Annotated in this window: 26 protein-coding genes; 4 read left to right on the top strand and 22 right to left on the bottom strand. The window is 69.5% G+C overall.

The features are described 5' to 3' along the window. Positions 1 to 17: 17 nt before the first annotated feature. Complete coding sequence (locus J4E04_RS07460) at positions 18 to 1451, top strand: AAA family ATPase (RefSeq protein ID WP_490150286.1); 1434 nt, start codon at positions 18 to 20, stop codon at positions 1449 to 1451. Here the strand turns inward: J4E04_RS07460 and J4E04_RS07455 are convergent. The 3 genes from J4E04_RS07455 to J4E04_RS07445 are packed head-to-tail and all read right to left on the bottom strand — an operon-like array spanning position 1435 to position 4909. Then, on the bottom strand, positions 1435 to 2265 hold the full coding sequence (locus tag J4E04_RS07455; protein WP_222630380.1) for a transglutaminase family protein: 831 nt from the start codon (positions 2263 to 2265) through the stop codon (positions 1435 to 1437). The genes J4E04_RS07460 and J4E04_RS07455 overlap by 17 nt on opposite strands. 8 nt (positions 2266 to 2273) lie before the next feature. Beyond that, entirely contained in the window at positions 2274 to 3245 is a 972-nt protein-coding gene (locus J4E04_RS07450; RefSeq protein ID WP_027505702.1) for an alpha-E domain-containing protein, read from the bottom strand. Next, complete coding sequence (locus J4E04_RS07445) at positions 3245 to 4909, bottom strand: circularly permuted type 2 ATP-grasp protein (protein ID WP_490150285.1); 1665 nt, start codon at positions 4907 to 4909, stop codon at positions 3245 to 3247. Before J4E04_RS07445 ends, J4E04_RS07450 begins: the two co-directional genes overlap by 1 nt. Positions 4910 to 5175: 266 nt before the next feature. On the opposite strand from J4E04_RS07445, the gene rpsT reads away from it, so the two are divergent. Continuing rightward, a complete protein-coding gene (gene rpsT, locus J4E04_RS07440; protein WP_027505700.1) occupies positions 5176 to 5436 on the top strand; it encodes a 30S ribosomal protein S20 in 261 nt (86 codons plus the stop codon). Between the two features lie 137 nt (positions 5437 to 5573). Here rpsT and holA read toward each other — a convergent pair whose 3' ends face one another. The 11 genes from holA to J4E04_RS07385 form a co-directional block, all read right to left on the bottom strand. Beyond that, complete coding sequence (holA, locus tag J4E04_RS07435) at positions 5574 to 6563, bottom strand: DNA polymerase III subunit delta (protein ID WP_027505699.1); 990 nt, start codon at positions 6561 to 6563, stop codon at positions 5574 to 5576. Then, positions 6560 to 7417, bottom strand: coding sequence for a ComEC/Rec2 family competence protein (locus tag J4E04_RS07430; protein WP_490150284.1), 858 nt, complete (start codon positions 7415 to 7417; stop codon positions 6560 to 6562). Before J4E04_RS07430 ends, holA begins: the two co-directional genes overlap by 4 nt. After that, positions 7342 to 8085 carry a DUF4131 domain-containing protein gene (locus tag J4E04_RS07425; protein ID WP_490150283.1) on the bottom strand — a complete coding sequence of 248 codons (744 nt, stop codon included), beginning with the start codon at positions 8083 to 8085 and terminating at the stop codon, positions 7342 to 7344. Before J4E04_RS07425 ends, J4E04_RS07430 begins: the two co-directional genes overlap by 76 nt. Beyond that, entirely contained in the window at positions 8082 to 8801 is a 720-nt protein-coding gene (locus J4E04_RS07420) for a ComEA family DNA-binding protein (RefSeq protein ID WP_222630374.1), read from the bottom strand. Before J4E04_RS07420 ends, J4E04_RS07425 begins: the two co-directional genes overlap by 4 nt. 77 nt (positions 8802 to 8878) lie before the next feature. After that, positions 8879 to 9601: a diglucosylglycerate octanoyltransferase gene (octT, locus tag J4E04_RS07415; RefSeq protein ID WP_490150282.1), complete on the bottom strand. Its 723-nt coding sequence runs from the start codon at positions 9599 to 9601 to the stop codon at positions 8879 to 8881. Continuing rightward, positions 9601 to 10242, bottom strand: a complete 642-nt coding sequence (locus J4E04_RS07410; RefSeq protein ID WP_056445828.1) for a histidine phosphatase family protein — start codon at positions 10240 to 10242, stop codon at positions 9601 to 9603. Before J4E04_RS07410 ends, octT begins: the two co-directional genes overlap by 1 nt. Continuing rightward, complete coding sequence (gene rsfS / locus J4E04_RS07405; RefSeq protein ID WP_051613344.1) at positions 10239 to 10694, bottom strand: ribosome silencing factor; 456 nt, start codon at positions 10692 to 10694, stop codon at positions 10239 to 10241. Before rsfS ends, J4E04_RS07410 begins: the two co-directional genes overlap by 4 nt. Next, entirely contained in the window at positions 10691 to 11437 is a 747-nt protein-coding gene (gene nadD, locus J4E04_RS07400) for a nicotinate-nucleotide adenylyltransferase (RefSeq protein ID WP_268788579.1), read from the bottom strand. The genes rsfS and nadD overlap by 4 nt, the downstream gene beginning before the upstream one ends. Before the next feature lie 58 nt (positions 11438 to 11495). Beyond that, positions 11496 to 12938 (bottom strand): vWA domain-containing protein, encoded by a 1443-nt coding sequence (locus J4E04_RS07395; protein ID WP_328809552.1) that lies wholly within the window; start codon positions 12936 to 12938, stop codon positions 11496 to 11498. 3 nt (positions 12939 to 12941) lie between these two features. Continuing rightward, complete coding sequence (locus J4E04_RS07390; RefSeq protein WP_490150281.1) at positions 12942 to 13823, bottom strand: AAA family ATPase; 882 nt, start codon at positions 13821 to 13823, stop codon at positions 12942 to 12944. A gap of 41 nt (positions 13824 to 13864) precedes the next feature. Then, entirely contained in the window at positions 13865 to 15142 is a 1278-nt protein-coding gene (locus J4E04_RS07385; protein WP_222638430.1) for a glutamate-5-semialdehyde dehydrogenase, read from the bottom strand. A 156-nt stretch (positions 15143 to 15298) separates the two neighbouring features. Between J4E04_RS07385 and J4E04_RS07380 the strand changes: the two genes are divergently transcribed. Further along, the gene (locus tag J4E04_RS07380) at positions 15299 to 16402 is read left to right on the top strand and encodes an NADH:flavin oxidoreductase/NADH oxidase (protein WP_490150280.1); all 1104 of its coding nucleotides are present in this window, start codon (positions 15299 to 15301) and stop codon (positions 16400 to 16402) included. A gap of 34 nt (positions 16403 to 16436) precedes the next feature. Here J4E04_RS07380 and J4E04_RS07375 read toward each other — a convergent pair whose 3' ends face one another. After that, positions 16437 to 17087, bottom strand: coding sequence for a TetR/AcrR family transcriptional regulator (locus J4E04_RS07375; protein ID WP_222631545.1), 651 nt, complete (start codon positions 17085 to 17087; stop codon positions 16437 to 16439). Positions 17088 to 17161: 74 nt separating this feature from the next. Between J4E04_RS07375 and J4E04_RS07370 the strand changes: the two genes are divergently transcribed. Continuing rightward, positions 17162 to 18493 (top strand): YhgE/Pip domain-containing protein, encoded by a 1332-nt coding sequence (locus J4E04_RS07370; RefSeq protein WP_490150279.1) that lies wholly within the window; start codon positions 17162 to 17164, stop codon positions 18491 to 18493. Here J4E04_RS07370 and J4E04_RS07365 read toward each other — a convergent pair. From J4E04_RS07365 to J4E04_RS07335, 7 genes are all read right to left on the bottom strand, one after another. Next, positions 18443 to 19429: a D-2-hydroxyacid dehydrogenase gene (locus J4E04_RS07365; protein WP_490150278.1), complete on the bottom strand. Its 987-nt coding sequence runs from the start codon at positions 19427 to 19429 to the stop codon at positions 18443 to 18445. The genes J4E04_RS07370 and J4E04_RS07365 overlap by 51 nt on opposite strands. After that, positions 19426 to 20628, bottom strand: coding sequence for a M20 family metallopeptidase (locus J4E04_RS07360; RefSeq protein ID WP_490150277.1), 1203 nt, complete (start codon positions 20626 to 20628; stop codon positions 19426 to 19428). The genes J4E04_RS07365 and J4E04_RS07360 overlap by 4 nt, the downstream gene beginning before the upstream one ends. Then, positions 20625 to 21851 carry an aminotransferase-like domain-containing protein gene (locus tag J4E04_RS07355; protein ID WP_027505687.1) on the bottom strand — a complete coding sequence of 409 codons (1227 nt, stop codon included), beginning with the start codon at positions 21849 to 21851 and terminating at the stop codon, positions 20625 to 20627. The genes J4E04_RS07360 and J4E04_RS07355 overlap by 4 nt, the downstream gene beginning before the upstream one ends. A gap of 5 nt (positions 21852 to 21856) precedes the next feature. Then, positions 21857 to 23041: a M24 family metallopeptidase gene (locus J4E04_RS07350; RefSeq protein WP_490150276.1), complete on the bottom strand. Its 1185-nt coding sequence runs from the start codon at positions 23039 to 23041 to the stop codon at positions 21857 to 21859. 82 nt (positions 23042 to 23123) lie between these two features. Next, positions 23124 to 23810, bottom strand: coding sequence for a GntR family transcriptional regulator (locus tag J4E04_RS07345; protein WP_328812576.1), 687 nt, complete (start codon positions 23808 to 23810; stop codon positions 23124 to 23126). Beyond that, positions 23807 to 25285 (bottom strand): NAD-dependent succinate-semialdehyde dehydrogenase, encoded by a 1479-nt coding sequence (locus J4E04_RS07340; protein ID WP_490150275.1) that lies wholly within the window; start codon positions 25283 to 25285, stop codon positions 23807 to 23809. The genes J4E04_RS07345 and J4E04_RS07340 overlap by 4 nt, the downstream gene beginning before the upstream one ends. Next, on the bottom strand, positions 25282 to 26598 hold the full coding sequence (locus J4E04_RS07335) for an aspartate aminotransferase family protein (RefSeq protein WP_490150274.1): 1317 nt from the start codon (positions 26596 to 26598) through the stop codon (positions 25282 to 25284). Before J4E04_RS07335 ends, J4E04_RS07340 begins: the two co-directional genes overlap by 4 nt. Positions 26599 to 26614: the final 16 nt, after the last annotated feature.

Genomic DNA, 26614 nt, shown 5'->3' with positions numbered 1-26614 from the left:
CTGGTAGTGCGTTCACTGTGACCCTCACGCATTCCCCGGACTCCCTCGACATCGTCAGCGGAGCCCTGTCCCATCTCTCCCATCGCGCCCGGGCACTAGACACCGGTCCGCTCGAAGAGCCTGCGCTGCACATCTTCTCGCACCTGGCGGCGCCTCCGGATGCGGTGATCTCGCATCGCCGCTCACTCCCCGCCTATCAGGCCGCGACCCTCGTCCTCGCCGTCGAGGCCTATGCCGATGACCGCCCGGAGGAGTCGACATCATGTGCGGCACAACGGTGGTCGTCGGTTCGTGGCCACGAGCGGTACCACGACGATCTCGTCGCCATGCTGAGTTCCTGCCGTCGCGGTGGCAGTTGTCGCGGCGCATCGGTCGAGTACCGGTCGGTGGACGTCGGTCCCGCGTCGACGATGTCCGTCCCGGTGTTCGGGTTGCTCGACACCCACTCTCCCGGCGGTATTCCCGTGGCGGTCGCGCTCCACATTCCCGACCCGGCCCACCAGGCTCCACTCCAGATCGAGGTGCTGTCCGGCGATCGAGACGCCGGTGCGAGCACGCTGGACGCCCTCCTCTCGCTCATGACCGACCACGACGTCATGCGCGGGCAGGTCCTGACCCTCGGAGGGGGCGGTGGACGCGGCAACGGCCTCGTGAGGTTCATGGCGAGGCCCACCGTCGCGGGCGAGGACTTGATCCTTGCCGACGGCACCCTCGAGGCGATGACTCGCCATCTCGTCACCGTCGGGTCCTCGGCAGCACGACTACGTGAAGCGGGCCAACACGTGGGTCGCGGCATACTCCTGTACGGCCCACCCGGAACCGGCAAGACCCACACGGTCCGCCACCTGCTCGGACTCGTGCCGGACAGCACGGTCATCGTGCTCACCGGGTCCGCGATGCGCCACATCGCCGAGGCCACCACCCTCGCACGCCGCCTGAGCCCGTCGGTCGTGGTGGTCGAGGACGTCGATCTCATCGCCCGGGAGCGCGAGGAAACGGGTGTGAACTCGCTCCTGTTCGCCTTGCTCGATGCGATGGACGGCATGGACGGCGACGCGGACGTCACGTTCGTCCTGACCACCAACAGACCGGACTCCATCGAGCGAGCGGTCCGGGACAGGCCCGGCCGTATCGACCTCGCGGTCGAGATCCCGTTGCCCGACACCCGCGGTCGCGAACGGTTGGCACGGCTCTACCTGTCGGCCGTGGACGTGGCAGCCGATCTCACACCGCTGGTGGAGGCGACCGAGGGTGGAACCGCCTCGTACGTCCGAGAACTCGTGCGCCGCACCGTGGTGGCCGCGATCGAACGCGACGACCATGGGGCCGACGGGCACACGACGGTGATCACCGACGACGACGTCGCCGCGGTGCTCACCGCCTGCGTGGACGAGCGTCAGAGACTGACGCGCTCGCTGTTGGGCGGATCGGGCGTCAGGCCAGCCGGGTGATCTCCACGACGACGTCGAGTTCCGTGGACCCGCCACCGGAGAAGATTCCCTTGAGGGGTGGCACGTCGGCGTAGTCGCGTCCGATTCCCACCGAGACGTGCTGTTCGTTCACCGGGACACCGTTGGTCGGGTCGTACCCCCACCACGATCCGGTCCACGCCTCGATCCACGCGTGTGACTGACCCTCGACCGAATCACCGACCACCGCTTCGGCATTCGGGTGCAGGTAGCCCGAGACGTAGCGGGCAGGAATGCCGATACTGCGGAGCAACACCAGCGTGAGGTGTGCGTAGTCCTGGCAGACGCCCTTCTTCTCGGCCCACGCCTCCACCGCGGACGTGTGCACCCCGGTGGTGCCGGGAACGTAGGACATCTCCTGGTTCACCCAGTCGCAGACGGCCACCACGGCGTCGTACGGCCCCAGATCCTTCGCCAACTTCTTCGCGACGGACGTCAGCTGACGGTTCCGAGGGACGTAGGTGCTGTGGCCGAGCAGTTCGTTGAACCTGTCCACCACGGGGTCTGCGGCCAGGTCCTCCCAGTCGAGGGTCTCCTCCGGCGGGACGAACGCGTCCGTCTCGACGACGGAGGACCCGGCCACCTCGAGGGACGTGTGCGGAGCGTGCAGATCGAACGCCGTGACCGCGGTGCCCCAGTAGTCGGTGTACCGGTACGACCTCGTCGCCGGATCGGTCTCGACGCGGTTCAGAATGACGTTCTGCCGGGTGTCGCTCCGCGGCGTCAGTCGCGCCTCGTTGTACGAGGACGTGACCGGTGCGTCGTAGTTGTACCCCGTGGTGTGCACGACGCGCATCCGCCAGCTCACAGTTCACCCTCCAATTGTGCTTCGTCCGTTCGGCTTCCGGCGTCCGTCCAGGCGACCCAGGGCGCTGCGTGGAAGTACTGCTTGGAGATCGCCTCACCCACCTCGCGGCAGGTCTCCTGCAACGACATCAGACGGTCCTGCAGGTCCTCCAGCAGAACACCCGGCTGCAGGAACTCGAGTTCACTGCGAGCGCGGCCGAGAAGTCGCTGCGCCTCGGCACGGGATCCGACGCGCATGTCGGGGTGATGGTCGAGGCTGTCGAGCGAGTGTTCGGCCTCGCTCAGTGCGTAGAACACCGAGCGCGGGAACAGCCGGTCGAGGAGCATGAACTCCAGGACGCGTTGAGCGTCGAGAGCGCCACGGTAGGTACGCAGATACGTGTCGTGTGCACCGGCCGACCGCAGCACCGTGACCCACGCCGGCGACGACGGTCGGTCGCCGGCACGGGCGAGCAGCAGGCGGACGGTCATGTCGATGCGTTCCACGGAGCGACCGAGCAGCAGGAACCGGTAGCCGTCGTCGCGGCTGAGCGTCGAGTCGGCGAGGCCGGCGAACATCGCTGCGCGCTCCTCGATGAACCCCAGGAACTCGTGGGGGCCCAGACGCTTCGACGCTCGGATGCGTTCACCCAGTGCGTTGTACGTCGTGTTGAGACATTCCCACATCTCGCTCGAGGTGACCTCGCGTGCGCCGCGAGCGTTCTCGCGGGCGCTGGACAACGAGTCGACGATGGAGCCGTTGCCCTCGCGGGAGAACGCGACGAGTTCCGTCAGCGACCACACGTCCAGACGCTCGTCGGGGAGCTCGAACCCCAACACCCGCAGCAACACTCGGGAGGTGTGGTCGGGATCGACGGTCGCGTCCTCGAGCAGCTGGTGCACCGTGACGTCGAGGATGCGCGCGGTGTCGTCGGCGCGTTCGACGTAGCGGCCGATCCAGTACAGCGATTCGGCGTTACGAGCCAACATCAGCGGGCACCGTCCTTCGGGGAGTAGGTCAGCTGTTGCTGCTGCTGTTGAATCTGCTGGCTGTTGAGCTCGGGGCCCTGCTCTGCGGTGGGTGACGACGGGGGTTCGGACACGATCTCCGCCCCGCCGAGCTCGCGCTCGTCCTCCTTGGTGGCGCGGCCGGCCAGCACCCACGTGTCCTTGCTGCCGCCGCCCTGGCTCGAGTTGACCACCAGGGAGCCTTCGGGCAGCGCCACGCGGGTCAGACCGCCGGGCAGCACCCACACGTCGTCGCCGTCGTTCACGGCGAAGGGCCGCAGATCGACGTGCCGCGGTGCGAGCTGGTCACCGATCTTGGTGGGCACCGTCGACAGCTGCACCACCGGCTGCGCGATCCATCCGCGCGGATCGGCCCGGATCTTCTTGCTGATCGTGGCCAGTTCCTTGGGCGACGCGTCCGGACCGAACACGATGCCGTATCCGCCGGAGCCCTCGACGGGCTTGATCACCAGTTCGTCGACACGGTCGAGCACCTCCTCGCACTCGTCCGGCAGCCAGCACCGGTACGTGTCGACATTGGCCAGGAGCGGCTTCTCGCCGAGGTAGTACTCGATGATGGTCGGCACGTACGTGTAGGTGAGCTTGTCGTCGCCGACACCGTTGCCGATGGCGCTGGAGATGACGACGTTGCCGGCACGTGCAGCGTTGACCAGCCCGGCCACACCGAGAACGGAGTCGGGTCGGAACTGCATGGGGTCGAGGTAGTCGTCGTCGATGCGGCGGTAGATCACGTCGACCTGGCGCTCGCCCTCGGTGGTGCGCATGTAGACGACGTTGTCGCGGCAGAAGAGGTCGCGGCCCTCGACCAGCTCGACGCCCATCAGCCGGGCGAGGAGGGAGTGCTCGAAGTACGCAGAGTTCGCGACGCCGGGTGTGAGGACGACGACGGTGGGGTCCGCCTCGTTGATCGCGGCAGCGGCACGCAGGGCGCGCAGCAGGTGCGTGGCGTAGTCACCGACCGCACGCACCCGGTGGCTGGCGAACAGGTCGGGGAACACGCGCGCCATGGTGCGGCGGTTCTCCATCACGTACGAGACCCCCGACGGCGAGCGCAGGTTGTCCTCGAGGACACGGAACGTGCCCTCGGCGTCCCGGATCAGGTCGATACCGGCGACGTGGATGCGCACACCATTGGGCGGCACGATGCCGAACGCCTCGCGGTGGAAGTGTTCGCACGACGTCACCAAAGATTTCGGGACCACGCCGTCACGCAGGATCTCCTGCTCCCCGTAGATGTCCGCCAGGAAGAACTCGAGTGCCTTGACCCGCTGCTTGATCCCGCGCTCGAGCTTGTTCCACTCGGACGCCGCGATGACCCGGGGCACCTGGTCGAGAGGGAACGGACGCTCCTGCCCCTCGAGCGCGAACGTGATGCCCTGATCGACGAAGGCGCGGCCGAGGGCGTCCGAGCGGGCGTCCAGTTCCGCGGCGTCCGACGGCGCGAGCGCCTTGTGGATTCCCTTGTACGGTCCACGCAGCCCGCCGTCGCCGTCGAACATCTCGTCGAACGCCAGTCCGTACTTCCCGATGTCCCGGTAACCGTCGAAGACGCTCGGCCCGGACGAGGACTGCGACTGCGAACGGCTCTTCTTCGCCTGTGGTGCAGCGCTTGATCGGGGACTCATGGTCGCCATGCTGCCTCACAGGTACCCCTGGAGCACGGTGGACACGTTAATTCCATGCAACCTCACGAGTCACGTGCACACCGACTCCCTGCAGCGAGATCACCGAATTGGGTTACCGGACCGACGCTGGTAGTCTCGTACGTCGGACGTGGGCACGCTCGTGCGCACCCACCGTCACCAGCTTTCACAAGCACTGCACGTACGGCTCGAGAGTGTTCCCCGGAGTCAGCCGTCCCGGACCGAGAAGAGACGAAGGATAACTACGCGTGGCCAACATCAAGTCCCAGGTGAAGCGAATCGCTACCAACGAGCGTCAGCGCCTGCGCAACCAGTCGGTGAAGTCGTCGCTCCGCACCGTGATTCGCTCCTTCCGTGAGGCGACCGAAGCCGGCGACAAGGCCAAGGCCGAGGAGATCCTGCTGACTGCGAGCCGCAAGCTCGACAAGGCAGCCAGCAAGGGCGTCATCCACAAGAACCAGGCTGCCAACAAGAAGTCGGCACTGTCGCTGGCCTTCAACAAGCTCTGATCTCTCCCGAGCCCTCGCGGCTCCTCTCGAGAGTCCCTGTGCAGTTCTTCTCGAGAGTTCCTGTGCAGTAGCTTGTCAGCACTACGCCCCGGGTGAGCACGATGTCCGGGGCGTAGTCGTGTGCCCGGGCGGCGCTGTCAGCGCGAACTCAGCCCCGCCACCACGTTCACGGCGCGTTCCACCGCGTAGTCCGCATCGGCGGCCTGGCCCTTGACGTCCGCGTTGAGCGCTGCCACCACCTGCAGTGCCTCGGCGATGCGCTGCGGATCCCACATGCGGGCCTGCGCCTGCGCCTTCTTGATCTTCCACGGCGGCATCCCCAGTTCGGACGCCATCCGGAACGGATCGCCGCGGCCCGCCGAACCGACCCGCGCCACCGTGTGAACGGCCTCGGCCAGTGCGTCCGCGAGCAGCACGTGCGGTGTGCCGCCCAACATCGCCCACCGCAGTGCCTCGAGGGCGCCGGCGCGGTCACCCGACACGGCCTTGTCGGCGATGTCGAAGCCCGTGACCTCCGCACGGCCCGAGTAATAGCGGCGGACCGCCGCGACATCGACCTTCCCCGCCGTGTCCGACACCAGTTGCGAGCACGCGGCGGCCAGTTCGCGGAGATCGGACCCCACCGCGTCGACGAGCGCGGCGATGGCATCGGGAGCGACGCGTGTCTCCGAGTGGGAGCGGAACTCGGCCCGCACGAAGTCGACGCGCTCCGACGCCTTGGACAGCTTCGCGCACTCGTGGACCACGGCACCGGACTTCTGCAGCGCCCCCACCATGGCCTTGGCCCGGCCTCCACCGGAGTGCAGAACGACCAGGACCACACCGTCCACCGGCGTCGCCGCGGCGTCGAGAACCAGCGTCATCGCGTCCTTACCGGCCTCCGCGGCCGCCTCGAAGACGACCACGCGATCCTCGGCGAAGAGGGAGGGGCTGAGCAGTTCCGCGAGCTCGGCGACCGTCGTGTCCCCCGCCCGCAGACGGTCGACCGGCACCTCTGCCCCGGCCCCCACCGTTGCCGCGCGCATCGCGGCCACGATGGACGACACCGCACGCTCGACGAGGAGCTCCTCGTCGCCCAGGACGAGGTGCAGGGGCTCGGGACGGGTGCTGCTCGCTGTCGAACTCACCGGTCGATGGTGCCACGGTGGGCCGACAGCCACCGACGCCGGACCAGCACCGCCGCGCCCGCCGCGGCGAGGACACATCCCCCGACGACGGCGGCGCCCCGCGGCCCGGTCGGAGTGAGCACCGTCGCACCGGGAGCGTCCGCCGTGTACGCGGCCACGGCCAGCAACCACCGCAGCGGCACCCACGCCACCCCGGCGACGACAGCCCCGGCCTCCACGCTCACGACGGCCACCACGGCCGCCAGCGCGCCGATCACGGTGACCGGCCCGACGACGGGTGCGGCGAGCACGTTCGCCGCCACCGAGTAGACGGAGAACGTTCCAGCCATGGCGGCGACCAGCGGTGCGGTCACCAGGTGCGCCGCCAGCGCCACGGCCACGGCGTCGAGCACCGGACGTCGGCGACCGGGCGGTGCGTCGGCGCGGCTCACCATCGCCGTCAGCACCGGGGCGAGCAGCACGAGAGCGACCGTCGCGGTCACCGACAGCGCGAACCCCCACGACACCGCCAGTCCCGGATCGACGGCCAGCAGCACCAGCACCGCGGTGCACAGGGCCGGCATCACATGGCGACGGCGGCCGGTCATCACCGCCAGCAGACCCAGCACACCCATGACCGCCGCACGCAGGACGCTGGGTGACGGTCTCGCCACCACGACGAACGCGACGAGGACGATTCCCGCGAGCGCCGCGGTGGTTCGAGGCCCGGCCGAGAGCAGCCGAGAGCCGAGGACGACACACCCGATGACGAAAGAAAAATTGGCGCCCGAGACAGCCGTCAAGTGGGACATTCCGGCCGCCGTGAACGAGTCCTGGACGGAGACGTCGAGTCCCGACCTGTCCCCCACCACCATCCCCGGGAGCAGCCCTCCTCCTCACGTGGCAGAGCGATGGCAGCGGCCTCCGCGAGAGCACGTCGCACCACGCCCGACCACCGGAGCAGGGCCGGCGCGCTCCCCACCTCGGGTAGCCCGGTGGCACGTGCGACGGCATCCACCGCGCCCACACGATCGGGAGCCGCGAGCCGCGCCCGGAACGTCACCGACACACCCGGTTCCAGTGCCCGCCACGGATCCGGGGGCGCGAACACGGTGATCCGGGCCGACCCATCGACGACGGTGCCGCGCAGCGTCACTCGGCTCGCTCGTATCGGCACGAGCACCTGATCCGCGAACGAGCCCGTGATCGGACGTGGATCGTCCGTGACGACGCCCTCGACCGTCGCGTACGCACCGCCCAGCGCGCCCTCGCGGACCGGGCCCGTCGTCACCTCGTGCATCCGCAGGGACGACATCGCCGCGAACGCCGCGGTGACGCAGCAGGCCGCCACGACGACGAGCATCACCACCGATCCCCAGCCGTGCCGACGCCGGCACCACCAGCCGACGACCGCCACGAGCACGCACACCGCGGCCAGAGCCGCCGCGGGCCGCCACCCCGCGCCGACGGCCACCACGGTCGCAGCCCACGCCCCCACCGCACTCGGGACGAGCCGCAGATCCACGGCCGGTGCGTCGGTCACACCGTGACCAGGGGCGTCAGCTTCTCGAGCCGAGCGGGGCCGACACCGCTCACCTCGGACAGCTGATCGACGGACGTGAAGCCGCCGTTCTCGTTGCGCCACTGAACGATCGCGCCCGCGGTCACCGGACCGACACCGGGCAGGGCATCGAGCTCTGCCTCCGTCGCCTCGTTCAGCGACACCAGACCCGGGGCCTTCCCGCCGGCATCGGACGACCCCTCACCGGCCACGGACACGGGCCCCGGAGCGAGCGGTACCGACCCCGTCGTCGACCCCACCACCACCTGGTCACCGTCCGACACCTTCGCCGCCCAATTGAGCCCGAAGAGGTCCGCGTCGTCCCGGCGCCCACCCGCGGCCGCGACGACATCGGCGATGCGGGACTCGGCGGGAACGGTGACGAGTCCCGGGCGCATCACAGCGCCGAGCACGCTGACCACGACTCCCGCGGATTCCGGTGCCGACGTCGTCGGCGTCTCGGACTCGGTGATCAGAGTGGGAAGCGGCGGCACCGCGGTGACCTGCGGAGAATCTCGCATCACCACCGCCCCCACGGCGCCCACGAGAAGGACGGCGGCCACGGCGAGGGCACGGACGCCGCGGGACCCCGGATCGATCCGGAAGCGCGAGCCGACGAGACCCGCGCGGCGATGCACCGCGTCGGACCGGCCGCCGTCGGGGTCGGCCGGCTCGGGAGCAGCGATCTCGGGTGCCATGCCCGCGACGGTAGGCCCGGGCCAGGACGAGACGAGCCGCCGCCGGGCTCACCTGTGGACGGCCACGACCCTGTGGATCAGATGCGGGCGGAGGCGCGCACGGCAGCGACGACGGACTCGGCGACGCGTACGTGTGCGTCCCAACCCCAGTGAATACCATCGGGATTCGCGTTCCCGGACACGATGTTCTCCTCGACGGCCGCCTTGAGGTCGACGAGCGAGAGATCGTGTCCCACCGCCCACGCCGTGGTCGCGCGCACCGCTGGTTCGCGGCCGGTGTGCACTCGTCCGTAGGCGTCGCACCGATGTACCGACGGGAGCGTCGCGATGACGGGGACGTCCGGACGCACGGCCGCGAGGGCGGCGCGGATCTGCTCGAGGTAGTCGACACTCAGATGCGGCGGCAGTGCCACCGGACGGCCCAGGTGTGAGAGCCGCGGCTGCAGCCACCCGTAGGCGGCGCGCACACCGCGCCGCAGGATGGGCGGTCGGACGTAGCGGATCTGCTCCCGCAGGGCCGTCGGCAGAGGTGACGGCAACGAGTCCATCCCGCCGGTCGCGAGGACCACCGCCCCGGCACGCGGTATCGACGCCCACACACGGGGATCCTGGGTGAGTGCCCACCAGGCGTCGCGGCAGGTCCAGCCGATGCGGCCGACGAGCTCGACGTCCCAGCCCAGTTCGCGCGCGACGAGCGTGGGCCAGATGCGGGGATGGTCGGCCGGCAGTCCGCCCTCGGGACCGTAGTACGCGAGCGAGTCCGCGAGGACGAGCAGGACCGGGCGATCCGCCTCGGACATCAGAGAACGTCACCCGCCACGGCGGCCGTCGCATTCCACACGTCCAGGCGCCAGGAGACGTCGTCCGTTCCGTGTCCGGCGACCTGCACCCAGCTGGCGTTGCCCAGTCCCCCGAGCACCGGCCACCGGTCGACCGGCAGATCGAGCAGTGCGGCCGTGAGCGCGGCGATGGTTCCACCGTGGGCGACCACGACGACGGGCGCCGTGGTCCACTCCGGGTCCTTCAGCAGCTCCTGGATCAGCGGCATCGAGCGCTCGGCGACGTCCACGCGCGACTCGCCGCCCGGCGGACGGAACTCGGCGTCGGCGCGCCACGATTCGCGGACGCCGGGTGAGACGTCGTCGACGTCGAGGTGCGTCAGCCCCTGCCAGTCACCGAGGTGCGTCTCCCGGAGCCGCTCGTCGAGCTCGACGGGAACACCCGTGGCCGTCGAGAGCGCGGTCGCCGTGTCGTGTGCCCGTCGCAGATCGGACGAGACGATGCGGTGTGGCTGCAGCAAAGCCAACGCTCGAGCGGCGACCTCGGCCTGTGTGCGACCCAGCTCGGTCAGGTCGGTGTCGAGATGACCCTGCATGCGCGAGGCCGCGTTGTACTCGGTCTGACCGTGCCGGAGCAGCACCAACCGACGAACGGACGTCACTCGTCCGGTTCGGTGACGCGATCGACACCGTGGTCGAGGGCGTCGTCGACACCGTGATCGTCGGTGCCGTACTGCGTCGAGGTGTCCGTGGCTCCGAGACCCTCGATCTCGAGGACCGGGCAGTCCTTCCACAGACGCTCGAGGGCGTAGAAGTGACGCTCGTCGTTGTGGAGCACGTGGACGACGACGTCGACGTAGTCGAGCAGTGCCCATCGGCCCTCGCGAGTGCCCTCACGACGAACGGGCTGGCTGCCCGCCTCGCGGAGCTTCTCCTCGATGTTCTCGACGATGGCGTTGACCTGGCGCTCGTTGGGTGCCGACGCGATGACGAAGCAGTCGGTGATGACCAGCTGGTCGGAGACGTCGAGGGCCATGACGTCGGCGGCGAGCTTCTCGTCCGCCGCGAGTGCGGCGATGCTGGCGACCCTGATGGCCTCGGGTGTAGCGCTCACGTGGTGTTCTCTCCTGGTAGGGCTGATGCGGTGGTGGCGGAAGTGCCGGTGTGCTGGGGTGCGGGCTCGGAGACGGTCGCGATGCCGTCGTGACGCTCCTCCCCGGCGGGGCGGTACAGGTCCCGCTTCGAGATGTACTGGACGACGCCGTCCGGCACGAGGTACCAGACGGGACGGTTCTCGGCGGCACGCCGTCGACATTCCGTGGACGAGATGGCCAGAGCCGGGATCTCCACGAGGGTCAGGACGTCCTTCGGCAACCGATCGAGGTACTCGGCCAGATGGTCGGCACCCAGTTCGTACCCGGGGCGGGACACGCCGACGAAGCGGGCCAGCTCGAACAGTTCCTGCCAGTTCTGCCACCCGATGATGCTGCTGAGAGCATCGGCCCCGGTGATGAAGAACAACTGGTCACCGGGATGCTGGTCGGCGAGATCGCGAAGCGTGTCGACGGTGTACGTCGGCTTGGCACGGTCGAGGTCGACGCGGCTGACCGAGAAGCGAGGGTTGGACGCGGTGGCGACCACCGTCATGAGGTAGCGGTCCTCCGCCGGGCTCACCGTCCGGTCCTGCTTCTGCCAGGGCTGGCCGGTGGGAACGAAGACGACCTCGTCGAGCTGGAACCGGTCGGCGACCTCACTGGCGGCCACGAGGTGCCCGTGGTGAATGGGGTCGAACGTGCCACCCATGACGCCGAGACGTCGCGGGCGTCGGCCCTCGGGCGGCGTCGTCGGTTCCTGCACGAGTGACGACTCTACGTGGACCTGCCCCGAACAGAGGATTCGGCCGAACCGAGAGACGTCAGGATCCCGTGGGCAGGAGCCGCGACACGACCTCGGCCAGTTGCGCCGCCGACCGGCACTCGTGCATCGAGATCACCCGCCGATAGACGTCGGCGGCCGAGTCACCGGTCCCCCACTGCGCCTTCGGCTCGGGGTTGAGCCAGTGCGCGTGCCGGGCGACGGTGACCATGCGGGCGAGGGACTCGGTGCGCGGATCGCGGTAGTTGGTGCGGGCATCGCCCAGGATCAACAGCGACGCCCGAGGACCGATGGCATCGAGGTGATGCGCGGTGAAGGTCTCGAAGGAGTGGCCGTAGTCGGAATGGCCGTCGTAGGTGATCAGCTCCGACTCCGCGATCATGCGCGACATCGACTCGGCGAGCGACGCGCGTCCGGCCGAGGCGTCGAAGAACCGGGTCACCTCGTCGGCGGTGTCGATGAACGCGAAGACACGCACTCGGGAGAACTGTTCGCGCAATGTGTGCACGAGCAGCAGGGTGAACTGGCTGAAGCCGGCGACCGATCCCGAGACGTCGCAGAAGATCACCAGTTCGGGCCGCGCGGTGCGGGGCTTGCGGTTGACCAGGTCGATGGGGACGCCGCCCGTGGACAAGGACTTGCGCAGGGTGCGCCTCAGGTCGATCGACCCCGCTCGCGACCGCCGTCGACGGGCCGCCAGTCGGCTCGCCAGGAGCCGCGCCAACGGAGCGACGTTCTTGCGGAGGGCCGCCAGTTCCGACTCGGACGCGCGGAGGAAGTCGACGTCCTCGGCCAGGCGCGGGACGCCGTAGGACGCCACCCGTTCCTTGCCCAGCACCTCGGCGGTGCGGCGACGGGTCTCCTTCTCGATCATCGACCGGAATTCCGCGATGCGGACCGCGGCCGTCCGACGGGCCAGTTCGGACTCGAACTCGCCGGTCGTGGGTGCACCGGGACCGCTGGAGCGGCCGATCAGTCCGTCGAGAATCTTCGCCAGCAGCGTCGACGGCTCCACCGTGCGCAGCGTCTGGTACTCCGAGAACGACTCGCCGCGGCTGGAGCTGTACTTGCCGTAGGTCTCGACGATGTCGCCCACCAGGCGCTCGACCTGCGCCATGGCCTCCGCGGAACCGTCCGCGAGCAGCTCCGCCAGCACGTGTTTCAGAGCGTCGAGATCGACGGTGCCGTCCTCGGCGAGAGGCGGGCCGACCGTGTTCTCCTCGTCGGCGGTCCGCGCACCGATCGCGGCCGGGAACCACAGATCGAAGAGCGCGTCGAACGCGGGGCGATGGCCGGGTCTGCGCACCAGCGCGCACGCGAGACCCTCCCGCACCACCTCCCGATCGAGGATGTCGAGAACGGCCAGCACCGCGCCCGCGTCGACCGTCTCCGACGGGCCGACGTCGATACCGCGGCGACGCAGCGCCTCCACGAACCCCACCAGGTGTGCGGGGATGCCGGAGATGTCCACCGTCCCGGTCACGGGTCAGCCGAGTCGGAGTTCGGCGACGGCGCGGTCCTGATCGGAGCGGTGCTTGAGAATGACGCCGAGCGTCGACCGCACGGCCGCGTCGCTCACCTCGTCCATGCCCAGAGCCAACAGGGTGCGGCCCCAGTCGATGGTCTCGGCGACCGACGGCAGCTTCTGCAACTGCATGTCCCGCAGCACCTGCACGATGCGCACCATCTGCTCGGCCATCGCCTCCGGCAGCTCCGGGACCCGGCTGGCCAGGATGCGCCTCTCCAGGTCGGCGTCCGGGAAGTCGAGATGCAGGAACAGGCAGCGACGCTTCAGCGCCTCCGACAACTCGCGTGTCGCGTTGGAGGTCAGCACCGTGAACGGCCGCCTGGTCGCCGAGATGGTGCCGAGCTCCGGCACGGTGATCGCGAAGTCGCTGAGCACCTCGAGGAGCAGGCCCTCGATCTCGATGTCCGCCTTGTCGGTCTCGTCGATCAGCAGCACGGTGGGATCCGATCGACGGATCGCCGTGAGCAGGGGCCGCGACAGCAGGAACTCCTCGGAGAACACGTCGTGGCGTGTCTCGTCCCACCCCGCGCCGGAACTCGACTGGATGCGCAGGATCTGCTTCGCGTGGTTCCACTCGTACAGTGCCCGCGCCTCGTCGACGCCCTCGTAGCACTGCAGGCGGACCAGTTCGGCTCCCGCGGCCTGCGAGACGGCGCGAGCCAGCTCCGTCTTGCCGACGCCTGCCGGGCCCTCGATGAGCAGCGGCTTGCCCAGACGATCGGCGAGGAACACCGCCGTGGCGGTCGCCTTGTCGGCGAGGTACCCCGTGGCGGCGAGGCGGGTCGCCACGTCGTCGACGTCGGAGAAGAACGGAACGTTGTCGGAGTACGTCTGCGTCACGCCGGGCCTTTCGGTTGTTCCAGAGAGGTAGTGGAGGCGGGTCAGGCCGGCCGAATGTGCCCGTCGCCCTGGACGATCCACTTGGTCGAGGTGAGTTCCCGCAGCCCCATGGGGCCGCGGGCGTGGAGCTTCTGGGTGGAGATGCCGATCTCGGCTCCGAAGCCGAACTGCTCACCGTCGGTGAACGCGGTGGAGGCGTTGACCATGACGGCCGCTGCGTCCACCCGAGCCGAGAACGCACGCGTGGCAGCGAGATCCGATGCCACGATCGCCTCGGTGTGTCCCGTGCCGTACCTGTCGATGTGCGCGACGGCGGCATCCAGGTCGTCGACGACGGCGAGGGCGATGTCGTCGGAGAGGTACTCGTCGGCCCAGTCGTTCTCGGTGGCCGGAACGAGACCGGGAAGATCACCGTGGACACGTACGCCGTTGTCCGACAACGCCTGCACCAGACGCGGCACCGCCACGTCGGCCACGGCGGCGTCGATCAGCACCGTCTCCGCGGCGTTGCACACGCTCACTCGACGTGTCTTCGCGTTGAGCAGGATGCGCTCGGCCATGTCGAGGTCCGCGGACGCGTGCACGTAGACGTGGCAGTTGCCGACACCGGTCTCGATGGTGGGCACCGTCGCGTCGCGCACCACCGCCGAGATGAGGCCGGCCCCACCGCGCGGGATGACGACGTCGACGAGTCCGCGAGCCCGGATGAGGTGCGTGACCGTCGCGCGATCCTCGCTGGACAGGAGTTGGACGGCGTCGGCGGGAAGGTCCAGCGCCGACAGGGCCGCCCGCAGAACGCCCACCAGCGCGGCGTTCGATCGCGCGGCAGAGGACGACCCCCGCAGGAGGACGGCGTTGCCCGACTTCAGAGTGAGCCCGAACGCGTCGACCGTGACGTTGGGCCGGGCTTCGTAGATCATGCCGACGACGCCGAGCGGCACCGCGAGCTGCCGGATCTCGAGTCCGTTGGGCAGGGTCCGACCCTCGAGGAGCTCCCCGACGGGATCCGGCAGAGACGCCACCTGGCGCAGTCCGGCGGCGATGCCGTCGATGCGGTCGGGGGTCAGCCGCAGTCGGTCGAGCTGCGAGGGCGGGGTGCCGGACGCCTCGGCGAGTGCGAGGTCCTCGCTGTTGGCGGCGAGGATCGCGTCGGCGGAGGCCAGGACGGCGTCCGCCGCGGCGTGCAGCGCGTCGTCCTTGCGCGCGGTCGTCAGCAGAGCGAGTGCGCGCGCGGCGACCCGGGCGCGGGCAGCAGCGGCGTGCACGTCCGCTTCGAGAGCATCGGGGGTGGACACCTCGGCGCTGGTGGTGGCAGTCACGCCGTCCAGGGTAGGTCACGCTCCCACCAGCCCGTACGCCCGAGCGCACCCGGGACGATCCGGCCGACGGGAATGATCGCCCGGCCGAATTGTTCGTTCATCCTGAGCGCTGTCGTCGTGGACGGCGCGCGTGTCGGACGAGACGAGGAGATGACTGTGAGCCTGCTGTTCGAGCCCTTGACCCTGCGTGAGGTCACCTTCCCCAACCGGGTGTGGATGTCGCCGATGTGCCAGTACTCGGCGGACGCGGAGGGACCCTCGACGGGCGCGGTCACACCGTGGCACCGGACTCACCTCGTCTCGCGTGCCGTCGGCGGCGTCGGCCTGGTGATGACCGAGGCGGCGTCGGTGAGCCCAGAGGGCCGCATCACGCCGTGGGATCTCGGCATCTGGAACGACCTGCAGGCGAACGCGTTGGCCGAGGTGGTCACCGAGATCCGGCAGCACGGCAGTGTGCCCGCGATCCAGTTGGCCCACGCAGGTCGCAAGGCATCCACCGACGCACCGTGGCGTGGCGGAAAGCCGCTGGCGGCGGACGACTCCCTCGCGTGGGAGACGGTCGGACCCAGCGCTGTCGAGTTCGGCCACTACCCGGCTCCGCGCGAGATGACGACCGCGGACATCGACAAGGTCGTCGACGACTTCCGCTCCGCCGCGGTACGCGCGCTGGCCGCCGGTTTCGACGTGGCCGAGGTGCACGCGGCGCACGGTTACCTGCTGCACCAGTTCCTGTCCCCGGCCAGCAACCACCGGACCGACGAGTACGGCGGCAGCTTCGAGGGTCGCATCCGCCTGACCCTGCGCGTGGTCGACGCGATCCGCGAGGTGTGGCCGGCCGACAAGCCCGTCTTCGTGCGCGTGTCCGCGACCGACTGGACCGGCGAGGAGCGCGGCGTCGACTCCGAGGCCTGGACGCCCGACCAGACCGTCCTGCTCACCCAGCAGCTCGAGGATCATGGTGTCGATCTCGTCGACGTCTCCACGGGTGGCAACGTCGCAAAGGCGTCCATCCCCGTCGAACCCGGCTACCAGGTGCCGTTCGCCCGGCGCATCCAGAGCGAGACGCGCATCCCCGCGGCCGCTGTCGGACTGATCACCGAGCCCAAGCAGGCCGAGGACATCATCGGGTCCGGCGAGGCCGTGGCCGTGTTCCTGGCGCGCGAACTGCTGCGCGACCCCTACTGGGCCCGTCGTGCGGCACGCGAGCTCGGCGCGGACATCACCCCGGCCACACCTCCGCAGTACGAGCGGGCGTTCTGAGTCGGCGCTCGCGCGAGAACGACCATGTGCGGAGTCAGCGCTCGCGCGAGAACGACCATATGACCGCGGCCACGAGCTCGAGGGCGAGTCGCGCGGGCACCGGGTTGGCCGGCTCGATCATCGCCTGGGCCATCGCTCCTTCGTAGGCGGCGACGACACCCCGACCGAGGGTGTCGTCGTCCACCGCCACCTCGCGCCCGTGGATCGCGAGACCGTGAACGATCATGGGACGCAGGGCGTCACGGAGCGCGGCCCGATGCCCGGTCACCACGGCCGCCAGCCCCGGGTTCCGCGCCGCGTGGGCGCCGAACTCCGCCATGAGTACGTGCCACGACACGTCGCCGACCAGTCCGCTCAGCGCTGCCACGACGATCTCCTCGAAGGACCGCCCGTCGGACGCGTCGTACTCCAGGGCGTCGACCACTCCGCGTACCCGCGTGATCAGTCCCGACGCCTGTCGCGTCCACAGTTCGAGAAACACCTCGTCCATCGACGAGAAGTTCGAGTAGAACGCTCCGCGAGTGAATCCCGCTCGCTCGCAGATCTGTTCCGGGGTCGATCGCCCGAAACCCCGTTCGACGAACACCTCGAGGGCGCCGTCCAGCACTCGCTCGCGAGTCTGTGCTCTGCTGCGAGTGGCGGTCCTGCCTGTTCTCGCGGTCACGTTGCCTGAAGTCGCCGCCATGATGCACTATCGTATCGAACGAGACGATACAGATGTGTATCGGTCCCCGAGAACTTGCCGACGGAAGGCCCGCCATGTCCCCCGAAGCCGCTGCGCCCGCATTCCGGCGCCCCACCACCTGGGTGCTGCCGGTCGTCGCGGTCTCCGTCGTCATGTCGCTGCTCGCGGCGCTGTACCTCGGCGGCATCCTCGACCCCAAGGAGAACCTCCGCCACTTCCCGGTGGCACTGGTGGTCAGCGACGAGGGCGACGTGCTGCCGAACGGTGAGCAGGCGAACCTGGGGCAACAGATCGGCCAGGGCATCGCGGACGGCATCGATGCGGAGAAGATCGATCTGAAGCAGGTCGGTATCGCGGAGGCGCAGAACCTCCTCGCGAACGGCGACGTCTACGGCGCGATCGTCGTGCCGAGCGACTTCACCAAACGAGTGTCGATCCTGACGCAGGCCTCCGTCGTGGCGGGCGACATCGAGCGACCCATCGTGACGATCATGACCAATCCGCGTGCCGGCACACTCGGTTCCTCCCTCATGACCACCATCGGCGACACGGCGCTCGACTCCGCGAACGGCACTCTGGGAGAACGACTCACGACGCAAGTGACCGAGGCACTCCCCGCGGGCGCCACCCTCTCCGGGGCCGCGGCCCTCACACTGGCTGCGCCGGTCGACATCGTCGTCACTCCCTACGACCCACTTCCGGACGGCACGGGGCTCGGGCTGTCCGCCTTCTACTACGCCCTGCTGCTCGTGCTCGCCGGCTTCACCGGCGCGATGATCGCCAGCGCTCTCGTCGACGGCGCACTCGGCTTCGTGCCGCTCGAGTTCGGCCCCACCTTCCTGCAGCGTCGCCGATCCACCGACAGTCGCCTGCGCGTGCTCGCCGCGAAATGGCTCACGATGGTGGTGATCGGGTTCGTGGTGTCCGGTCTCTACGTCGCGATCGCCACCGCACTGGGCATGCCGATCCCGAATGCGCTGGGTCTGTGGCTCTTCGGAGTGCTGGCGATCTCGGCCGTCGGGATCACCGCGGTGTCGGTGCTGTCGATCTTCGGCACTCCGGGGCTGATCCTCAACCTCGTCGTCTTCGTGATCCTGGGCCTGCCGTCCGCCGGCGCCACCATCCCGATCCAGGCGTCACCTGCGCTCTTCGGGTGGCTCGCGCAATTCGAACCGATGCATCAGGTGTATCTCGCCGTGCGCTCGATCCTCTACTTCGACTCACGCTGGAACTCGGGTCTCGCCCACGGACTCGGCATGACGCTGCTCGGGCTCGTCATCGGCCTGGTCCTCGGCGCTCTGGTGATCGCGATCTACGACCGCAAGGGATACGACCGGACGCCCGCGGTCACCGGGTCACCCGGCGACGAACCCGAGGGACTTGTCGACGACGTTGCGCAGCGGTAGGCCGGCGGCGAATAGTTCTGCGTTGTCGGCGAAGCCGGAGTAGAGCCGGTCGCGCCACCCCACGGTGTCACCGCTCATGTGTGCGGTCAGCAGCACGTGGTCGAGGGTCCACAGCACGTGCTCGGGTGGCAGCGGCTCGGTGTCGAACACGTCGAGGGCAGCTCCCCCGACGTGGCCGCTGCGCAGAGCGTCGACCAGCGCGTCGGTGTCGAGCAGTTCGCCACGACCCACGTTGATCACGCGCACCCCGGGATCGGCCGCCGCGAGTACGTCGCGGCCGACCATGCCCCGTGTCGACGGTGTCAGCGGTGCGATGAGAACGAGGTAGTCGGCGCCGGGTACCACCGACGCGAGATCCGCACTGGCGTGGACGGTTCCGAAATCCGCATCACCCGTGCGAGCCGTCCGTCCGACCCCGGCGACGTCCATACCGACGGCACGCAACATGCGCGCCGTCGCCCGGCCGATACTGCCCGTGCCGATCACCAGAGCTCGACGCCCGGCGATGTTCTCGGTCTCCCGACGCAACCATCGCGCCTGTCGGCCGAGTTCGACGGTGCCGCGTACGTCCTTCGCCAGAGCGAGCACGGACGCGAGCACGAACTCGGCGATCGGCACGTCGAACACCCCGCGCGCGTTGGTCACCACGACGTCGGACGCCGCGAGGTCGTCGAACAACAGCTTGTCCACCCCTGCTGCGGCGACGTGCACCCATTCGAGTGCGGAGCAGCGCGACCACTGGTCCCGGAGCGCCGACGAGAAGAAGTCCCACAGCAGGACCGCCTGCGCGCCGTCGACCGCATCGCCGAACGTGTCGGCGGTGGCATGCCGCACCTCGTACGAGGTGTCGAGTTCCTGCACCCGGTCGGGAAGGAGTCCGTCGTGCAGGACGGTGATGATCGGCCTCGCTCCGCCGTTCGTGCGGGAGGGGCTCACGGTCGCTGCTCCGTCATCAGTCGAGCGTAGGCCCGGGAGAGGCGAGCGACCTCGAGTAGGTCCACGGACTCGTCGGGCTGATGGGCCTGCGCCTCGAGATCACCGGGACCCAGCACGATGGTGGGCACTCCGAGGTCACGGGCGACGAACCCCCCGTCGCAGGACGCCGTCCACACCGCGGTCGACGGGTCCGGCGCACCCGTGGAGCGCAGCGCCGCCAGCGCCGACTCGACGAGCGGGCTCGACTCGTCGGTGAGGAATCCCGGCATCTCCATCTCGACGTACGCGTCGACGTCCAGATCAGTCACGGGGCGGACCCGGCGGAGCAGGTCCGCGACGACGGCGTCCACGTCGTCGTCCGGCAGCAGGCGGCGATCGATCTCCAGCCGGCAGCGGCCCGCGACGATCGACGGTCCGGTCCCACCGTCGATCCGGCCGACGTTCCACGACGCGGCGCCGAGCACCGGGTGCGGCACGGTGGCCAGTTCCGCGTGCAGCCCGTCGATCTCGCCCACGACGCGGGCCGCCGCGACCACGGCACTGCGACCGTTCTCGGGCCGGCCGGCATGCGCGCTTCGACCGGTGACGGTGAGCACGATGTTCGCCGCTCCGCGGCACCCGACGATCACGGTGCCGGCCGTGGGTTCCGCCACGACGCATCCCGTGAAGGCCGGAGGCCGGCCGCCATCGACCCTGAAGGCCGGAGGCCGGCCGGTCTGGTCGGTACGGTCGGACACCCATGCCCGGATGCCCAGGCCCGTGTCCTCCTCGTCCACCACGCAGGCGAGTGTCACGGTGCGCGCCGGGACCACACCGCGCCGGGCCAGTGACCCCATCGCGGCGAGTACCGCGGCGAGACCACCTTTCATGTCGCAGGCGCCGCGTCCCACGATCCGACCGTCGTGCACCCGCGAGCGGAACGGGTCCCCGCTCCAGCCCTCCCCGGCGGGCACCACGTCCGAGTGCCCGAGGAACAGCAGGCCCGGGCCGGGCTCGCCGGGAAGGACCACCTCGACGTTCGGCCGCCCCGGCGACGCGTCGGTGACGACGGTCTGCAGACCGAGACTCTCTGCGATGCGGCAGATCTCGGCCACCACGGCGGACTCGTCGGGACCGGCGTCGATCAGCGCTCTCGTGATCCGCTCGACCGTCGCGACGTCGGTCGACGCGCGATCCTGCTGGAGGTCGGCCGCCGTCACAGTTCGGCTCGGGCCGCGTCCAGCGCACCCGCCAACCGCTGCACCCCGACGTCGATGCGCTCGGGCGTCGAGGACGCGAAGCACAGTCGCATCGCATCGCCGAAGAGGCCGTTCGCGGACAGCGCCGGACCCGGGATGAAGGCGACACCGTGCGCGAGTGCGATCTCGAACAGCCGCCGCGTGTCCACAGCGGCGTCGTCACCCACCAGCGTGACCCACAGGAAGAAACCGCCCTCGGGATCGGTGGTGCGCACCCTCCCACCGAGGTGCCGCTCCAGGCTCGTCTGCATCGCGATCTTGCGGGGCAGGTAGATGTCCGCGAGGGACGCCAGGTGCTCGGTGAGCAGTCCCTGTCGCAGGAACTCGGCCACGATCCGCTGGTTCGGCACGTTGGTGCACGTGTCCATCGCCTGCTTCGCGTTGATGATCAACCGGCGAGCGGCGGGGTCCGCGTCCACCCACCCGACGCGCAGACCCGGGGCGATGAGCTTCGAGAACGTGCGCACGGAGAACACGAGCGGGTCGTCGGGAGCGAGCGCTCGCAGGCTCGGAACCGGATCTCCCTGGAAGCGGAGGTGGCCGTAGGGGTCGTCGTCGAGCACCACGGCGCCCCACTCGCGGGCGAGTTCCAGGAGCGCCAGTCGGCGCGGCAGCGACATGGTCGTCCCGGACGGATTCTGGAACGTCGGGATGGTGTAGATCATCGTGGGCAGTCGGCCCGCGCGGGCGACCGACTCGGGAAGCGCCTCGACGATCAGCCCGTCGGAATCCATCGGCGCCTCGAGGATGTCGCCACCGTAGCTGAGCACGGTCGCGGTGCCGTTCGTGTACGTCGGGCTCTCGACGATCACCAGATCGCCGGGGTCGACGAACAGCGTGCACGCGAGATCGAGCCCCTGCATGCCACCCGACGTGATGACCAACCGATCGGGAGACGTCGGTTCACCGAAGGCGTCGCAGAAGGCCACCAGCTGCTCGATCAGAGCCGGATCACCCTCCGTCGCACCGTAGTCGAAGGCATCTGCGGTCAGGACCCGGCCCGCGATCTCCGCCATCGCCGCGTGCGGAACCGCCTCGGCGGCGGGCGATCCCATGGCGAAGCGCACGATGTCGTGCTTCTGCGCGGCGAGCAGCGAGGTCGACGAGTCGATCATCGACCCGACGAGGTGATCGGTGCGCAGCGCCCACGGAAGCGTGGTCGTCTCGTAAGTCTGTGCGTGCATGTCCGTCACTCCTTGACTGTCAGGCATCGCGGGTAGGCGGTGAAGGTGTCGATACCGGTGTCGGTGACCACCACGGACTCGGACACCTCGTATCCGTAACCGTCGAGCCACATACCGCCGATGACGTGGAACGTCATGTTGCGCTGCAGGATCGTGGCGTCGTCGCTGCGCAGGCTGATGGTGCGCTCGCCCCAGTCCGGCGCGTACGCGATGCCGATCGAGTACCCGATGCGGGAAGGCTTGTGAAATCCCGCCCGGCCCAGTTCACGGTTCCACGTCGCCGCGAGGTCACTGGTCTGCACTCCGGGCCTCATCTCCGCGAGCACGGCTCCGAGTGCGTCGTCGGTGGCGGCGGCGAGACCGGCCATGCGCGGGTCCGGTCGCCCGAGCGAGACCGTCCGCGCCATCGGGACGTGGTAGCGGCGGAACACCCCGGTCAGTTCCACCACGGTCGACTCCCCGTCCCGGAACGGCCGGTCGGTCCAGGTGAGATGCGGGGTGTCCGCACCCTCACCGGTGGGCAGCATCGGAACGATGGCCGGGTGGTCGCCGCCGAAGTCGTCCGTGCCGCGTACCTGCGCCGCGGAGATCGCCGCGGCGGCGTCACACTGGCGCACACCGACGGCGATCGCGTCCATCGCGGTCGCCATGGCGCTCTCGCAGGTCGCCGCCGCCCCGCGCATCAGCTCGATCTCGGTGTCCGACTTCACCGATCGCACCCAGTTCACCAGCTCACGCGAATCGACGAACCGGTACTCCGGCAGGCACTTCACGAGTGCTTCGAACGCCTTCGGGCTGAAGTAGTAGGAGTCCATCTCGAGCCCCACCTGGCCGTGCTCGAAGTTCGAGACCAGGCTCAGTCCGCGCAGCGTGTCAGCCACCCAGACGAAGGGATGGGTGTCCGGCCGTTGCACCAGGGTCTCCGGATAGCCGAACACCTGGTCGTCGGGAAGCCACGACGTGCGTGAGGCGCCGTGCGCGTCCATGGCGCGGGCGAAGAACAGCATGTCGCCCTCGGCCGGCACGAAGAGCACCTGCGGGGTGTAGAACGACAGGGCGTTGTAGGCCGTCAGATAGTAGATGTTCGACGGATCGGTGATCATGAGCGCCGCGAGACCCCGCTCGGCCATGACGGCACGCACGGCAGCGAGGCGGGAGCTGTGTTCGGCCGTACTGATCGTGTCGATCATGCTGTATCCCTGACAGTTTCGAGGTTATCCGGGTTCCTGGAGCGAGCGTAGGTGCTCGCACCCACGGGCGCAGCGCGAGTGACTACGCGGTCTCCGCCGACTCACGTAGCGACGCCGTCAGATCGTGCACGGCGGTGTCCATGTGTTCGCGCAGAGCAGGTTCGAGCCGGGCCCAGTCCTGCGCTCGCAGCAGATCGACGAGCAGCGTGTGCTCCTCGATCAACGCGTCGGGCCGGTGGTACGCGGTCTCGAGGTTGGCCATGCAGATGCGGGCCTCGGCGGCGAGCGTCGCGTACATCCGGCTCATCCGGCTGTTGCCCGTCGCCGCGACCAGTGCGGTGTGGAACGCGAGATCCCGCTCCGCCACCGACCGCCAGTCACCCCGGTCGATGGCCGGCTGCATCTCGACCACGATGCGCGACAACGCGTCCGCGACGCGTCCGGAGTCACCACGCCGCAGAACGGTGAACGCGGCACCGATCTCGATGGCCGCGCGCGCCTGGTAGATCTCGGCGACGTCGGACTCACCCAGCTCGACGACGAAGACGCCGCGATTGCGGAAGGAGACGAGCAGCCCCTCCTGACTCAGCCGCTGCAGCGCCTCGCGAACGGGTCCGCGGGAGACGGCGAGTTCGGTCGCGACCGTCGCCTCGTGGACCTGCTCCCCCGGTGCGAACGATCCGTCGATGATGCGCTCGCGCAACTGGTCCGCGATGACGATCGACGTGGTGCGGGCGTCGAGGGGCGTCAGCCGTCGAGTGGCCGTCACAGCGTCCGCCCCGGCCGACGCGGCACGGCGAAGTACTTCACCTCGAGGAACTCGTCGATGCCGAGACGCCCGCCCTCACGTCCCAGGCCGGACTGCTTGACCCCGCCGAAGGGTGCCGCGGGGTTGGACACCAGCCCGGTGTTGAGACCGACCATGCCCACCTCGAGACGCTCGCCCAGATCGAAGGCACGGTCGACGTCGCGAGTGAACACGTAGCCCACGAGACCCCACTCGGTGTCGTTGGCGATGCGCACCACCTCGTCCTCGTCGTCGAAGGTGATGATCGCGGCGACCGGCCCGAAGATCTCGGTGTGCACGATCTCGGCGTCCGGTGGGACGTCCACCAGCACCGTCGGAGGGTAGAAGTATCCCGGCCCCTCCGGCGTGGCACCGCCGGTCAGGATCCGCGCGCCGAGTCTCACCGCGTCGTCGACGAGGCGCTGCACCTTCGCGCGGCCCTGCGCATCGATCAGCGGGCCGACCCGGACACCCTCGTGCGCACCGTCTCCCACGGTCAGCTCGGCCATCCGCGCGGTCAGTTGCTCCGCGAAGGTGTCGACGACGGACCGATGGACGAACAACCGGTTGGCGGCGGTGCAGGCCTCCCCCATGTTGCGCATCTTGGCGATCATGGCTCCGTCGAGCGCCGTCCCCAGATCGGCGTCAGCACAGACGACGAGGGGCGCGTTCCCGCCCAGTTCCATCGACGTCCGCATGACGGTGGACGCCGCCTGGCCGAGCAACAGCCTGCCGACGGCGGTGGAGCCCGTGAAACTCAGCTTCCGAGCCACACCGCTGCGCAACCACGGTTCGACGACGCCACCCGCGTCCGAGGTCGTGACGATGTTGAGGACGCCGTCCGGCAGTCCGGCCTCCTGAAAGATGCGGGCCAGAGCGAGCGAGGTGAGCGGTGTCTGTTCGGCCGGCTTGAACACCATGGTGCATCCGGCGGCCACAGCGGGCCCGATCTTGCGGGCACCCATGGCCAGCGGAAAGTTCCAGGGCGTCACCAGCACACACGGTCCCACCGGTACTCGTGTGACCACCATGCGCGTCGACCCGTCGCCGGTCAGGGTGTGATCGCCGGCGATGCGGACGGCCTCCTCGGAGAACCAGCGAAGGAACTCGGCTGCGTAGGCGACCTCGCCGCGCGCCTCGGCGAGCGGCTTGCCCATCTCGGCGGTCATCACGGCGGCGAGGTCCTCCGTCCGCTCGACCACGAGGTCGAACGCACGGCGCAGCACGACGCTCCGCTCCCGCGGCGACGTCGCCGCCCACGCAGACTGGGCGGCGCTCGCGGCATCGAGCGCCAGAGCGGCGTCGGCAGGCCCCCCGTCTGCGACGCGCGCGATGGTCTCGCCGGTGGCAGGGTTCTCGACGTCGAACGTGCGGCCGTCCACCGCGTCCCGCCATCGACCACCGATCAGAATGCTGCGATCGGCCACCGGCACGGGTCGGTCGACCGTCGTCGTCACGACCGAACTCCCAGCGCCGCGTCGCACGCCTCCGCGATGCGCTCGAGTCCCAGCTCGACCTCGTCCCGCGTCACCACGAGGGGCGGGATGATGCGCACCACGTTGCCCAGCGCACCGCACGTCAACAACAGGAGATCGCGGTCCAGCGCTGCCTTCTGCAGAGCGAGCGCGGCGCCCGGATCGGCGTCCCCCGCGTCGTCGACGAACTCGAAGGCCGCCATCAGACCGAGCCCGCGGGCATCTCCGATCTCGTCGTGCCGAGCCGCGATCTCACGCAGTCCACCGAGAATCTGCTCCCCGCGCAGACGGGCGTTCTCCACCAGGCCCTCGTCCTCGACCACGTCGAGCGTCGCGACGGCGGCCGCCGCGGCCACCGCGTTCCCGCCGTAGGTACCGCCCTGCGATCCCGGCAGGGCGGTACTCATGAGGGCGGTCGAGGCGGCGATCGCGGAGATCGGGAAGCCGCTGGCGAGACCCTTGGCCGTGATGAGGACGTCCGGGGCGGAATCGGAGAACTGGTGACCCCAGAACTTCCCCGTGCGGCCCACTCCCGCCTGGACCTCGTCCACGATGAGCACGATGCCGTGCCGATCGGCTCGCTCGCGGAGTCCGTCCAGGAACGCCGGCGGGGTGGGAAGGTAACCACCGTCGCCCAGGACCGGCTCGATGATGAACGCCGCGGTGTCGGCGACAGCGGACACGGTCTGCAGCAGGTAGTCGAGCTCGCGCAAGGCGAAGGTCACCGCGGTGTCGAGGTCCCAGCCGTACCGGAACGCGTATGGGAACGGCGCGATGTGGACGCCGCCCATCATCGGAGCGAAGCCGGACCGGAACTTGGTCCCGGCTGTGGTGAGTGTCGCCGCGGCGACGGTGCGACCGTGGAAGCCGCCGTGGAACGCGATGATGTTCGGGCGGCCGGTGGCCATGCGCGCCAGACGAATCGACGCCTCGACGGCCTCGGACCCCGAGTTGGCGTAGAACACGCTGTCCAGGCCGACCGGCAGGACGGTGCCGAGCTTCTCGGTCAACTCGAGCAGAGGCGTGTGCATGACGGTCGTGTACTGCGCGTGAATGATCTTGCCGACCTGCTCGCGTGCCGCCGCGACCACGCGCGGATGGCAGTGTCCGGTGCTGGTCACGCCGATACCCGTGGTGAAGTCGAGGTAGCGGCGCCCGTCGGTCCCGGTGATCCAACTTCCCGACGCGTGATCCACGACGATGGGTGTGGCCTGCTTCAGGGCGGGCGACAGCCGAGCGGTGGGAGCACCGGTGGAGGCGTCGGCTGTTCGAGGCACGAATGCTGCTGCAGTCATGCCCTCACTGTCGAGG

Source organism: Rhodococcus sp. NFXS4 (assembly GCF_058139645.1).
The sequence above is the reverse complement of the archived record's forward strand: the minus strand, read 5'-3'. Positions and strand labels throughout refer to the sequence as shown.

Coding starts and splice junctions, on each gene's coding strand:
- J4E04_RS07455 (WP_222630380.1), bottom strand. CDS start 2,265: ATGCGCGTCGTGCACACCACGGGGTACAACTACGACGCACCGGTCACG.
- J4E04_RS07450 (WP_027505702.1), bottom strand. CDS start 3,245: ATGTTGGCTCGTAACGCCGAATCGCTGTACTGGATCGGCCGCTACGTC.
- J4E04_RS07445 (WP_490150285.1), bottom strand. CDS start 4,909: ATGAGTCCCCGATCAAGCGCTGCACCACAGGCGAAGAAGAGCCGTTCG.
- J4E04_RS07430 (WP_490150284.1), bottom strand. CDS start 7,417: ATGGTGGTGGGGGACAGGTCGGGACTCGACGTCTCCGTCCAGGACTCG.
- J4E04_RS07420 (WP_222630374.1), bottom strand. CDS start 8,801: ATGGCACCCGAGATCGCTGCTCCCGAGCCGGCCGACCCCGACGGCGGC.
- octT (WP_490150282.1), bottom strand. CDS start 9,601: ATGTCCGAGGCGGATCGCCCGGTCCTGCTCGTCCTCGCGGACTCGCTC.
- J4E04_RS07375 (WP_222631545.1), bottom strand. CDS start 17,087: ATGGCGGCGACTTCAGGCAACGTGACCGCGAGAACAGGCAGGACCGCC.
- J4E04_RS07370 (WP_490150279.1), top strand. CDS start 17,162: ATGTCCCCCGAAGCCGCTGCGCCCGCATTCCGGCGCCCCACCACCTGG.
- J4E04_RS07355 (WP_027505687.1), bottom strand. CDS start 21,851: ATGCACGCACAGACTTACGAGACGACCACGCTTCCGTGGGCGCTGCGC.
- J4E04_RS07350 (WP_490150276.1), bottom strand. CDS start 23,041: ATGATCGACACGATCAGTACGGCCGAACACAGCTCCCGCCTCGCTGCC.
- J4E04_RS07335 (WP_490150274.1), bottom strand. CDS start 26,598: ATGACTGCAGCAGCATTCGTGCCTCGAACAGCCGACGCCTCCACCGGT.